This window comes from Ulvibacter sp. 2305UL32-6, assembly GCF_058148545.1.
In genome coordinates, this window is record NZ_JBYVKA010000004.1 from 388,630 (window position 1) to 401,369 (window position 12,740).

A 12,740-nucleotide genomic window follows, 5' to 3' on the forward strand; every position below is an offset into this window, starting at 1 on the left:
GGGACAATTTTAATTTACCCTCCATACACAAGTCCGCTAGAGTAGCTCATTCATGTATAGAAGGTCTATTGGCAATGTGTTACCGTTGTTGTATTTCTGAAATAGGCTTTTTAATAGGCTTCATCGTGCACATTGGCAACCGCTCTTCCACTAGGGTCGTTCATGTTTTTAAAACTTTCGTCCCACGCCAGTGCCACAGGGGAACTACACGCAACACTAGGTACTGAAGGTACACTTAAGGCTGCAGCATCACTAGGAAAGTGTTCTTCAAAAATAGAACGGTAGTAAAACTCTTCTTTACTCGTTGGTGTCTGAATAGGAAAACGATATTTCGCATTCGCCATTTGCTCGTCACTTACTTGCTCATGAACCATTTCTTTTAATGTATCGATCCAGCTATATCCAACCCCGTCGCTAAATTGCTCTTTTTGACGCCAAGCCACACTCTCGGGTAACATATCACCGAAGGCCTCACGTAAGACCCACTTTCCCATGGCTTGTTTTGTTTTAACTCCGTTGGCTTTGGCTCCAGCTAAGATCATTTTGTCTTTAGGGTTTAGACGCATGGCGACATCCATAAATTCTTTGTCCAAGAAAGGCACTCGGCCTTCAATTCCCCAAGAAGCCAATGATTTATTAGCACGAAGACAATCATACATATGCAATTTATCTAGCTTCCGCACATTCTCTTCGTGGAAATCTTTAGCGCTTGGCGCCTTGTGAAAATATAGATAACCTCCAAAAATTTCATCGGCACCTTCACCGCTAAGCACCATTTTAATCCCCATCGCCTTAATTGCACGTGCCAATAAAAACATAGGTGTACTTGCTCTAATGGTTGTAATGTCATAGGTTTCTACATGATAGATCACATCGCGAATAGCATCAATACCTTCTTGAATGGTAAATTTTACTTCGTGATGTACGGTGCCAATATGATCTGCCACATGTTGTGCTGCTGCTAGGTCTGGTGAGCCGTCAAGACCAATGGCAAAGGAGTGTAGCTGTGGATACCAGGCACCATCTTGATCACCACTTTCAATTCTTTTATCAGCGTATTTTTTGGCTAAAGCCGAAGTGATCGAAGAATCTAAACCACCCGATAGTAATACGCCATAAGGTACATCACTCATCAATTGTCTATGTACCGCTGCATCCAACGCATCTCTCAGGTCGGAAATACTGGTTACATTATCTTTTACTTCATCAAATTGCATCCAGTCACGGGTCCACCAACGCTTCAATTCGCCATCACGACTGTCTAAAAAGTGTCCTGGAGGAAAGAGTTCTATTTTGGTGCAAACTCCTTCCAGTGCCTTTAATTCGGAAGCAACATAAAAGGTTCCATTCTGATCCCAACCCATGTAAAGGGGTATGATTCCCATATGATCTCTGGCGATCAAATAACTATCATTTTCGACATCGTAGAGCGCAAATCCGAAGATTCCATTAAGCTCGTCTAAAAAGTCGCTTCCTTTTTCTTTGTACAGTGCCAAAATGACCTCGCAGTCACTTTTCGTTTGAAAATTATAACGTCCCTCAAACTGTTTTCTCAATTCCTGATGATTATAAATTTCCCCATTTGCTGCAAGTATCAGATTTTTATCTTCGGAAAATAAAGGTTGCTTTCCTGAAGTAGGGTCTACAATGGCAAGTCGCTCGTGCGCCATGATTGCCTTATCATTGTCAAATATGCCACTCCAGTCTGGACCGCGGTGTCTAATACATTTTGCCATCTCCAAAAGTTGGGGGCGTAGTTTTTCAGATGATTCTTTAAGCTCGAAAGCACATACAATTCCACACATAATTTTATATTTTACTTGGTTAGTTATTTTTTGAGACTTCGTTCCTACACGAGACTAGCCTATTTCTAAATTTATTACTTCATAAAAAAACCCGTCAGGTTTGAAACTTGACGGGTTTAAATATCGTGTACAAGTTTCTATTACGTCCGGGCGTTATTATTATTCAAATTATTATTCGCAAGGCTCAGTAACATAACTTGTTGTTTTCTTATTCTTTTCAAATATTTAGAATAAAAACTCGCTTATCCTAATCTTTGTAGGAAAAACTTACAGTTTTTAGACTAATACAGACTTTTTATCGATAAACTACTATATTTTTATTAGCGCAACTTCGGGAAGCTTTCAGGATCTACTTCACTCATCATAGCGTATACTTTTTCAAAGATGTCTTCTGTTGAAGGTTTTGAAAAATAATCACCGTCGGTTCCATAAGCTGGACGATGAGGCTGCGCTGCCATTGTTTCGGGCTTACTATCTAAGTACTGATATCCGTTTTGTGTATCAACAATGTGTTGCATAATGTAGGCTGACGCCCCACCTGAAACATCTTCATCGATTACTAAAAGACGATTCGTTTTCTGTACACTTTTTACCAAGTCATGGTTTAAGTCAAGCGGTAAAAGTGACTGTATATCAATTACTTCTGCGTCAATACCTACCTGTTGTAATTCTTTGGCTGCCTCTTCCACAATGCGTAAGGTACTTCCGTAGGAAACCAAGGTAATATCACTTCCTTCTTTAACAGTTTCCACTACACCAATAGGGGTTCTAAATTCGCCGAGATTGGTTGGCATCTTTTCTTTTAAACGATATCCATTCAGACATTCGATGACTAAAGCTGGTTCGTCGGTTTCAAGTAAAGTATTATAAAAGCCAGCCGCCTTTGTCATATTTCGTGGGACTAGAATATACATTCCACGAAGCAAATGTATCAAACCACCCATTTGTGAACCACTGTGCCAAATACCTTCAAGTCGATGCCCGCGAGTTCGTACAATTAACGGTGCTTTTTGCTTGCCCGCTGTTCTGTAACGAACAGTAACAAGATCATCACTCATAATTTGTAAGCAATAGAGAATATAATCGAGATATTGAATTTCAGCAATAGGGCGCAAGCCACGCATGGCCATTCCGATACCTTGACCCAAGATAGTAGCCTCTCTAATTCCAGTGTCACTTACTCGAAGTTCGCCGTATTTTTCCTGCATTCCTTCCAAACCTTGGTTTACGTCCCCAATCGTACCCGAATCTTCACCAAAAATAAGTGTTTCCGGATGACGTTCAAAGATGGCGTCAAAGTTGTCTCTTAAAACAAGCCTTGCGTCAACATCTTCAGCATTTTCATCATAGGTTGGTTTAACTTCGGAAATCGTCTTGGCGTTTACCTTTGCTTCGGAATAAAGATGTGCCGAATATTTGGGTTGAATGATCTCAAAGTAGTTATCGATCCAGTCAATCAATTGGCGTTTTTCCGAAGAATCTTCACCTACAACATACCGAAGCGCTTTCCGCGTCGCTTGGGCAATACTGCGACGTAAAGGCTCTTTCTCTGAGGCCAGATCATTTTTAATTTTTTCAATAAAATTCTTATTCGAAGAACTTTCAGCAAGATTTGACAGCAATGTTAAAGCTTCCTCTTGCTCTTGTTTCTGTGGGGCAAGAAAAGCTTCCCAGGCTAGTTTCTTGCCATCGCGAACCTGCTTTTTGATATCTTTTTCGATCTCAGCAAGTTCATCTTCCGTCGCCATATTGTTAGCGATCATCCACGTACGCATTTGTGCATTACAGTCGTACTCAGCTTCCCATGCTAGACGATCTTTACTTTTATAACGCTCATGAGATCCACTTGTAGAATGTCCTTGCGGCTGCGTTAATTGAAGCACGTGAATTAATACGGGAACGTGTTCTTCGCGTGCAATCTTGGAAGCTTTTTGATATGTATCGATAAGGGCAGGGTAGTCCCAACCATTGACACGCATGATCTCATAACCGTTTTCATCTTCGGTACGTTGAAATCCCTTTAAGATCTCACTAATATTTTCTTTGGTAGTTTGATGTTTGGCATGTACTGAAATTCCGTATTCATCATCCCAAACACTCATGACCATAGGTACTTGTAGCACACCTGCGGCATTGATCGTTTCCCAAAACAGACCTTCACTAGTACTTGCATTTCCGATGGTTCCCCAAGCAACTTCGTTTCCGTTGATAGAAAACTGGGTTTTTCCTTTAATGCCTTTTACATTTCTAAAGATCTTTGATGCTTGCGCTAAGCCTAGTAATCGTGGCATTTGTCCGGCGGTAGGAGAGATATCGGCCGAACTATTTTTTTGTGCGGTTAGCGTTTTCCAACTTCCGTCATCATTTAAACTGTGTGTTGCAAAATGGCCACCCATTTGTCTTCCGGCACTCATTGGATCTGCATCAATATCGGTGTGTGCATAGAGTCCTGCGAAGAACTGTTGAATAGAAAGTTTACCAATCGCCATCATAAAGGTTTGATCGCGATAGTAGCCACTTCGCCAGTCTCCATTTTTGAACGACTTGGCCCAGGCTAACTGAGGCACTTCTTTTCCGTCACCGAAAATTCCAAATTTAGCTTTACCTGTGAGAACCTCACGACGCCCTAAAAGACTACATTCACGGCTAGTTACTGCAATTTTATAGTCATTTAAAACTTCCGATTTAAAATCGTCGAAAGACAAGTCGCTGTTGGTTTCTGGGTTTGTTTGCATAAAATCTGAATATTTGCTACAAAAGTAGCGAAAAACAGTATGCGAAACAACGCTAAAAAGTTACAGAAATGATAAAGAATTGGTCATTATTTTTCACTATCCGTAATCTTTCCAAAGATTTTAACAATCACAATACGAATAAGTAATAGGAAAGGTGCGCCATGTAATAAAACATCAAACCAGTCTGTAGCAGTCATTCCTTCAGCCCCGCCAGCGATCCATTTTAGTTTTCCCCAGATATGTGGTTCGGGAAAGAATGGGGCTAGTCCAAGCGTTAGACAGAGGAGTATGATGATTCGCCAGTCATTGAGTATTTGCATGGTTCTTCGGAATTATGGGTTGAGCATTTTTTGTTCTTCCGAAGTTAATAAACGTGAATGAATTATAAAGCGAAGTCCGAGGGGAATTTCCAAAGAAAAACTAGAGCCTCTACCTTTTGTGATGTCGACTGTTAAATGCGTATGTTTCCAATATTCAAATTGATCCTGATTCATATAGAAATTGACACCTTCAATTTGCCCTAACAATATGTCGCTTTCATCGAGATACATCTCGCCCTCTTCAAAGATCATAGGGGAGGAGCCATCACAGCAACCGCCACTTTGATGGAAGATTAGCGCTCCGTATTGCGCTTTTAATTGATTGACAATCTTGATCGCTGCTTCAGTAATGGCTACTCGTTCCATATTTTTTATAGTTAAAAAAAGGCTGAAGTTTTTACGTTCAGCCCTCACAAATTAAACAATTCATTCTAAAAGAAACCTAATTTATTCTTGTCGTATGAGATCAACATGTTTTTAGTTTGACGATAGTGATTCATCATCATTAAATGATTTTCTCTTCCGAATCCAGATTTTTTATAGCCGCCAAACGGTGCGTGTGCGGGATAGGCATGATAACAATTTACCCAAACGCGACCCGCTTTGATTCCTCGAGGAATTTGATATAACTGATGCGCATCACGGGTCCAAACCCCAGCTCCAAGTCCGTAAAGCGTATCATTGGCGATCTCTAGTGCTTCCGCCTCGTCTTTAAATTTGGTAACACATACTACAGGACCGAAGATCTCCTCTTGAAAGACGCGCATTTTGTTATGACCTTCCATGATCGTTGGTTGAATATAAAATCCATTGGCTAAATTTCCATCCAGTTTGGCCGCAGCACCACCTGTGAGTATTTTAGCACCTTCTTCTTTTCCTATGCTGAAATACGATTGGATCTTTTCATATTGATCGTTAGAAGCTTGTGCGCCAAGCATGGTATTCACGTCGTATGGATTATCTTGAACGATAGCTTTTGTTCTCTCAACCACACGCTCCATAAAGGCATCGTAGATATCTTCTTGAACGAGGATACGCGACGGACAAGTACATACTTCACCGGCATTGAAAGCGAAGAGTACAGCCCCTTCTATAGCTTTATCTAAATAAGCATCGTCATGGTCCATTACAGAGTTAAAGAAAATATTAGGCGATTTACCTCCAAGCTCCATGGTGACAGGGTTTAGATTTTTTGAGGCGTATTGCATGATGAGTTGTCCCGTGGTTGTTTCTCCCGTAAAAGCTACTTTGTCAATGTTACTGCTTGATGCTAATGGCTTTCCAGCTTCTGGTCCGAAACCATGAACAACGTTAAGAACACCAGGAGGAAATACATCTGCGATCTTTTCCATCAGTAAGGTGGCTGTGGACGGCGTTTGCTCGGCAGGTTTTAAAATGACACAATTTCCTGTTGCCAATGCAGGAGGTAATTTCCACGAAAGCATCAGTAGTGGAAAGTTCCACGGAATGATCTGCCCCACAACCCCTAGAGGCTCTTTAATATTCATAGAAAGGGTATTGGCATCAAGTTCGGTAGCCGAACCTTCTTCAGCTCTAATACAGGCAGCAAAATAACGCCAGTGATCTACCGAAAGCGGAATATCTGCATTGAGCGTTTCCCGAATTGGTTTTCCATTGTCACAGGTTTCAACGATAGCAAACTCTTCTAAGTTTTCTTCAATGATATCGGCAACTTTATTCAGCAAGGAAGCGCGCTCTGCTGCAGAAGTATTTCCCCATGCATCTTTAGCTCTGTTGGCAGCCGCTACGGCCATTTCAACATCTTCCTTTTGTGAACGCGGGTACTTCGCAATAAGGCTATTATCAATAGGGGAGGTGTTTTCAAAATAGGCCCCTCCTAAAGGTGCAACAAATTTACCATCGATAAAGTTGTGATAGGTGTCTTTAAATTTTGGTTTAGAATAACTCATATAAAATAATTTAAGTTGATTAGAAATAATTGAATGATAGTATCCTTATATAAGCAGTTGTTGAATTCGCAATTGAAACACAAAAAACTAAGGATCTTTCAATTTTTATAAAAGTATTTTATATTATACGGAATGAATTGAACGTATAGATTATTAAATCGCACAATGCTCTTATATATTTAAATTTGTGAAAATAGTTTTGTATCATTGTTTATGAGCTCTTTGTTACATACCCATAACAGCCGTAGAAAACTAACAACTCTTGTCGAGAACAGAACGATATACAGTGCTGCCTATGCTGAATTGAACATTTTTGAAACCCATGAGGTTGCAGAAAAAGTAGCTCTCACCTTCGATTTTCCTGTGATCGCAAGTATGTTGAGAGGAAAAAAGGTGATGCATATTGAAGGAATGCCTTCTTTTGATTTTTATCCAGGAGAATCTGTGGTCATGCCAACAAACAAAGAGATGGTAATCGATTTTCCGATTGCTAAAAAGGATGATCCTACCCAGTGCTTGGCACTAGGAATTGACACCGACAAGATCAATGATGTGGTTCAAAATTTTAATGACGCGGTTGCGATCGAAAAGGAGAATAACAATTGGAATCTCGACGCATCGGCTTCACATCTAACCAACAATACTGATGTAAATCAGCTTATTCAGCGGTTGGTTTATACCTTTACAAATAATAACAATTCTAAAGATATTTTGCTTGATCTTATGATCCAAGAATTGATCGTTCGGTTATTACAGACCAAAGCGAAAGCGATCATTTTGGGTGATTCTGAAAATATTTTCAGCGATACCCGCATTGGTATGGTCATTAAATTTATCAAGGAACATCTTACTAATAGAGATATTAGTGTAGATACCTTAGCAGAAAAGGCATGCATGAGTACATCGCATTTTCATAAGAAGTTTAAAAATACTTTAGGTGTGTCGCCAATAGATTATATCAATTCTGAAAAGATCAAATTTGCAAAAAAGCTTATTAAAGAAAAGAATAGCTTTCAGATCTCAGAGATCGCCTATAAATCAGGCTTTAATAATGTGAGCTACTTTAATCGCCAATTTAAAAAGATGGAACTCATGACACCTTTGAAGTTTAAGGAATCGATCGCTTCCGATTAATTCAGGAATCTAATACCACTCTCGAGTAAAGAGACCTAATAAAGTACTGGGGCTCAAAGTAACAATAAAACGGATTCTCTGATCGTAGTTTGGTAACCCTGGCTCCCAACCCAGATTGGAATAGAGAGGAAAATACAGTTCAAAATAATCTGCTACTAGACTTAAACGAATTCCGCTGTCAAATACCGCAGCAGTACCTCTACCTTTGTTGTGTACCAAACCTGCATCGCCATATGCAAAGATCCATTTCCAAATATTGGTACTGGCGTTAACCGTTGTCATCCAACTGTTCGCAAAGGCAGGATCGAGTTGTGATTTAAATCCGCCTTCGGCAATAATTAGTTGCTGACTGAAAAGCCCGGAGTCTTCGCTTCTTCCGTAGTAATTATAGTCAAAAAGATAATCTGTTGGGCGATCCAACGCAAAACTGAAGAAATTATCATCAGGAGCCGTATCATTATATAAAAATACTCCCGCAAATGCACGAACATTAAGCTGACGGTTATTCAGAAATAATTTTCTATAGGTAAAAGTGGTTGATAGCTTGCTAAATCGCGAGGAGATCTCATAGTCTACAACGCCTCGGTAATAGTTAATCAGATTTGGGTTTGAATACACATATTGCGCATTAAATACACTGTAGTTTGGATCTTGATTAGGATCGTTGACATTTTCATCTTGAAAAACGTTTACATTTCTAATGTTGATAAACTGTTTTTCATTGTCCCGTAGATCATCAGTATTTCTAAAAGCAAAGGTCATAAAGGGACCAAATCGCTTGTAAAATAGATCGGTATTATATGAATAATAACTTCCTGCGATTCCGTAACGCATAGAATACAAATTGGAATCGCCTTGAATTCGATCGGTATAAACCAAAGAACCACTACCAATTAAAGTTTTAGAGCGGAAACCAAATTGCGGTTCAAGTTTATAATGAAAATCTTTTGGCAATATCGTTTTATTATACAATTTCACGCCAAAAGTTGCACCATCATACAGGTTGTATTCAACAATAGGCATAAAGAACAATTGGTTGTATTTTGGATCTTGTATATCCTGAAATAGCCTAAATTGTAAGGGCCTGTTTAAAATTCCTTTTAGGTTCTTGTAATTATTTCTGTCATTTAATTCTGGAATATGCCCTTCATAATTGAGCGCCAAATGCTTTATCTCAGTTGCAGGAACAGTGATGGTACTCAAACTGTCAAAGGGAGCTAACCATTTTTTAAATACGACCGAATCTTTTTTAAGTCCGTACAAAGCTACCGGCATGGTGTTATTCTCGCGGTTCTTGATCGTTACTTGTACCGAATCACCTTGTCGCTTTACCTTGTCAATTTTAAAGTCGATAAGGCCTCTTTTCTTTACGTATTCTTCAAAAAACCAAGCAACGGGTTTGTCGGTGTTTCTTTCTAACACTTCCTGAAATTGTTCCGAAGTAACACTGCGCAGCTTATTTTCAGTAAAAAATTCTTTGATCGATTTCAGCAGCACATCTTTCCCCAAATAATCTGCCAAATACTGAAATCCGTCGCCAGCATAATAATCGTTCGCAATATTCTTGTTAAACTTCAGTAAAGAATCTTTTGGCGTAACCAGCGATTGGTGCAGGTTATTGCGGGCCATATTTTGGTACAATAAGGGGTATTGATCGTTGAATTCTAGGTCAGATGCATGTGACCATCTAATAAGCCAAAAGTTGCTTAAATTACCCATGATCTTCATCTTTGGATAGTACGTGTCAACATACTCGGCCATCAAATAGATCTGTAGTGCACCCTGTAACCAATAATCTTTTCGTGGATGGAGATTTAAACTATTCTCAATATACGCCCGCGAAATGGTTTTTAATTGCTCCATATCGTATTGGAATCCATCTGGAAACGGACTGATAAAATCGGGTAACTGGTTTAAACCGTAAACTGGGCTCGTTCTATAGGCGCTTTCCGTAGAGAGCAGCTTAGCATTTGGAAATGAACCCAATCGCTCATCAAGAAAATGCACAATTCGGTCAATAGCAAGTGCTTTGATAGGGGCGGTTACTTTTTTGTCTTCTAAATTGGTAATTACATCCAGTTTATCTGTGGCGATCGTTTCAAAAATAGGACGTTGACGCAGTTGAACCATTGCCTGCAATCTATTATCGCCTTCTAGTTTTGTTATGCTGTTTTCTTCGGAAATATCAGTTGATACTTCGTTAAGGTCTGAAATAATTGTGAAACGGGATGGTGCAGTAATGGTGACTTCATATCGAGACGGCTTCGCATAGAGATCATCTGTATTTTTGTTACTATAGATCTCCCAGGCACCATCATAAACAGCAGGTGATAAATACCAATAACGCAACTTATAATCCCCGTTTTTGGCCGCGCCATAGCGCGTAAATTTAGCTTTGGGCAATTTTACGTTGTACAAAGCACTAATAGTAAATGCTTCTCCAGGCTGCAAGGGTGTATCTAACTCAATTTTTATAATATCAACAGCTGTTCGCTCCCAAGTAAGTGGGAGAGATCTTTCGTCGCTGATACTATAAATCTTTGTTCGTCCGCGTTCATCGTCTTTTTCAAAATGAAATGCCGGACTGTAATTTTCGGCAAACCGTTTGGCGAGCGGAGTCGTCTTTGAAGAAAAACTATTGGCCCAATCGTTTAAATAGAGCTCGTTAAGAACCGTTTCCGTAGTATTTTTAAATACTATGGTCTGAACAATATCCAAGGACCTGTCGGCTTCTTTTAATTTTGCCTCAATACGAATGTCGTGCTGTGCACTCAAGGGAGCAGCAAGCAGTATAAACAACCCAAATATGATGCTAAAAAACCTCAAGAAACTTTTAAAAATTTAATCGGATTGCTATTGGGCGAATTACTTTTTAAATAGTAGATGCCTTCTGCAAGATGAGAGACAGAGATTTGCATATTAGATGCCGGATTGATATTAAAATTCATCACACGTTGACCAAATACATCATAAATACTTAGTTCGGTTGGTTGTAGTAAGGCTTCAGAGATATGAATTGATAATATATCGGAAACAAGTGTCTGTTCTAAGAGCAGCCAGGGAGACGCCTCAGTAGTTTCAGAAACACTTAAAACAATCTCCTTGTTGGTTTCAAGCTCCATAACCACGGGAAGATGGTCGCTCATACTAAAAATATAGTTGCGTAGTTCCTGTGAGAACTCTCCTGTACAATCAGTACTACTTACATCATTATTGAAACAGTTTCCATTGTTTCCGTAGCTTTTGTACGTGTCTGGGATATATCTCAATTTTGGGTCGGTTTGCATATTCTCTGATATCAGAATAAAATCAAAACGATCGTCCATACCCCCACCAGCACCAGCGCCAAATGGGCCTGAGTTAATTCGCGTACTTTGCGTATGTACTGCCTGAAAACTTGAATTGTTGTTCCAACTGCCCGGCGTGTCAATGGGGTCGATCAGCACAATAGGATTAGTAACATCGAGTAGTTCTTGATAGGCGGGCTCGCTACTAGTATAAAGATTAAGATCACCAGCAAAGAGAATAAAAGCATTCGGATCCAGATTAGACAAGCTATTGGTAAATTCGGCCACCATATCGAGACGTTCCTGCACATTCGAACTTCCTTGACTTGATTTTAAATGAGTAACATAAAGATCTATAAAGATAGGATCTATTACCTGATCTGCGGTTTCTAGTAAAAGTCGGTAGCGATTAATGTCACGTACATCGGTTTGAATGATGTCAACGATTTCTAAAGCAAACATCCCTTTTTTGAAGTAGACCAATTGCTGAAGGTCTGCTCCGCTACTGGTATTGTCTTGAAAGGGCGCCATAACATATTCAATACCTTCCGCATTTAGTGATTCATTTAAGATGATGAGTCCACCAGCTTCACTTTCCAATTCGCAAATCATAAAAATATCGGGATCGTAGCTGTCAACGATATTTTTTAAGGTTTCGGTACGTCCACCAGGAGATGCCGAAGGAAACATGAGCACATTATAAAACATAGTTTTAATGGTCTCTTGTGCCGAAACGGAGGCACTGAGCATCAATAATAAACCTATAAGTTGAAAGTTCTTCATGTCGCTGGGAGCGGGTATTATTAAAAATTCGGACTTAAATTACCTTTCTGATAGAAGGTGTCTAAGATTTCTAGAACTTCATCTTCAGTATCGACCAAATGAACCAAGTCTAGATCATGTGCGCTAATATTATTATTGGCTTCAAGAAGTGTGCCTTTAATCCAGTCCATTAATCCGCCCCAAAAGTGAGTTCCCACCAAGATAAGCGGGAATTTGTCAATTTTATGGGTTTGAATAAGTGTAAAGGCTTCAAAGAATTCATCTAAAGTTCCAAAACCGCCAGGCATTACAACAAAACCTTGTGAATATTTGACAAACATTACCTTCCGAACAAAAAAGTAGTCAAAATCAATGCTTTTATCACTATCTATATAAGGATTATCGTGTTGCTCAAAGGGGAGGGTTATATTAAGTCCTACAGAAGTTCCTCCTGCAAGATGCGCACCTTTGTTACCAGCTTCCATAATACCAGGACCTCCACCAGTAATGACGCCATAGCCATGTTCGGTGATCTTTTTAGCGATGCATTCGGCGAGTTGGTAGTATTTGTTGTCTGGTTTCGTTCGTGCTGAACCAAAAATAGAAACACATGGACCAATGCGACTCATTTTTTCATAGCCATTCACGAATTCACCCATAATTTTAAATATGGCCCAAGAATCATTGGTTTTTACTTCATTCCAATTTTTTGGGGTTTGTTCATTTCTCATATTATTGAGTAATTTTTAATAGTATTAATATCATC

Annotated in this window: 9 protein-coding genes; 1 reads left to right on the plus strand and 8 read right to left on the minus strand. The window is 39.5% G+C overall.

Going from position 1 to position 12,740, the window contains the following annotated elements; all coding sequences use genetic code 11:
• Positions 1–110: 110 nt before the first annotated feature.
• The 5 genes from asnB to ACY2RU_RS14505 form a co-directional block, all read right to left on the minus strand.
• Positions 111–1,805, minus strand: coding sequence for an asparagine synthase B (asnB, locus tag ACY2RU_RS14485; protein ID WP_490139194.1), 1,695 nt, complete (start codon positions 1,803–1,805; stop codon positions 111–113).
• Between the two features lie 320 nt (positions 1,806–2,125).
• Complete coding sequence (locus tag ACY2RU_RS14490) at positions 2,126–4,540, minus strand: alpha-ketoacid dehydrogenase subunit alpha/beta (RefSeq protein WP_490139195.1); 2,415 nt, start codon at positions 4,538–4,540, stop codon at positions 2,126–2,128.
• An 86-nt stretch (positions 4,541–4,626) separates the two neighbouring features.
• The gene (locus tag ACY2RU_RS14495) at positions 4,627–4,860 is read right to left on the minus strand and encodes a hypothetical protein (protein ID WP_490139196.1); all 234 of its coding nucleotides are present in this window, start codon (positions 4,858–4,860) and stop codon (positions 4,627–4,629) included.
• A gap of 12 nt (positions 4,861–4,872) precedes the next feature.
• Entirely contained in the window at positions 4,873–5,226 is a 354-nt protein-coding gene (locus ACY2RU_RS14500; protein ID WP_490139197.1) for a DUF779 domain-containing protein, read from the minus strand.
• Positions 5,227–5,291: 65 nt separating this feature from the next.
• Positions 5,292–6,791 carry an aldehyde dehydrogenase family protein gene (locus ACY2RU_RS14505; protein ID WP_490139198.1) on the minus strand — a complete coding sequence of 500 codons (1,500 nt, stop codon included), beginning with the start codon at positions 6,789–6,791 and terminating at the stop codon, positions 5,292–5,294.
• Between the two features lie 213 nt (positions 6,792–7,004).
• Here ACY2RU_RS14505 and ACY2RU_RS14510 point away from each other — a divergent pair, with 213 nt between their 5' ends.
• The gene (locus ACY2RU_RS14510) at positions 7,005–7,925 is read left to right on the plus strand and encodes an AraC family transcriptional regulator (RefSeq protein WP_490139199.1); all 921 of its coding nucleotides are present in this window, start codon (positions 7,005–7,007) and stop codon (positions 7,923–7,925) included.
• 9 nt (positions 7,926–7,934) lie between these two features.
• Here the strand turns inward: ACY2RU_RS14510 and ACY2RU_RS14515 are convergent, their stop codons facing one another.
• From ACY2RU_RS14515 to ACY2RU_RS14525, 3 genes are read right to left on the minus strand one after another with little or no spacing between them, the layout of a single operon-like run.
• Positions 7,935–10,700, minus strand: coding sequence for a gluzincin family metallopeptidase (locus ACY2RU_RS14515; RefSeq protein WP_490139200.1), 2,766 nt, complete (start codon positions 10,698–10,700; stop codon positions 7,935–7,937).
• A 47-nt stretch (positions 10,701–10,747) separates the two neighbouring features.
• Positions 10,748–11,995, minus strand: coding sequence for a T9SS type A sorting domain-containing protein (locus ACY2RU_RS14520; protein WP_490139201.1), 1,248 nt, complete (start codon positions 11,993–11,995; stop codon positions 10,748–10,750).
• A gap of 20 nt (positions 11,996–12,015) precedes the next feature.
• Complete coding sequence (locus tag ACY2RU_RS14525; protein ID WP_490139202.1) at positions 12,016–12,705, minus strand: LOG family protein; 690 nt, start codon at positions 12,703–12,705, stop codon at positions 12,016–12,018.
• Positions 12,706–12,740: the final 35 nt, after the last annotated feature.

What these genes read in the sequence shown, in the direction of transcription:
- asnB (WP_490139194.1), bottom strand. Translation starts at nt 1,805, where the DNA reads ATGTGTGGAATTGTATGTGCTTTCGAGCTTAAAGAATCATCTGAAAAA.
- ACY2RU_RS14505 (WP_490139198.1), bottom strand. Translation starts at nt 6,791, where the DNA reads ATGAGTTATTCTAAACCAAAATTTAAAGACACCTATCACAACTTTATC.
- ACY2RU_RS14490 (WP_490139195.1), bottom strand. Translation starts at nt 4,540, where the DNA reads ATGCAAACAAACCCAGAAACCAACAGCGACTTGTCTTTCGACGATTTT.
- ACY2RU_RS14525 (WP_490139202.1), bottom strand. Translation starts at nt 12,705, where the DNA reads ATGAGAAATGAACAAACCCCAAAAAATTGGAATGAAGTAAAAACCAAT.
- ACY2RU_RS14520 (WP_490139201.1), bottom strand. Translation starts at nt 11,995, where the DNA reads ATGAAGAACTTTCAACTTATAGGTTTATTATTGATGCTCAGTGCCTCC.
- ACY2RU_RS14500 (WP_490139197.1), bottom strand. Translation starts at nt 5,226, where the DNA reads ATGGAACGAGTAGCCATTACTGAAGCAGCGATCAAGATTGTCAATCAA.
- ACY2RU_RS14510 (WP_490139199.1), top strand. Translation starts at nt 7,005, where the DNA reads ATGAGCTCTTTGTTACATACCCATAACAGCCGTAGAAAACTAACAACT.
- ACY2RU_RS14495 (WP_490139196.1), bottom strand. Translation starts at nt 4,860, where the DNA reads ATGCAAATACTCAATGACTGGCGAATCATCATACTCCTCTGTCTAACG.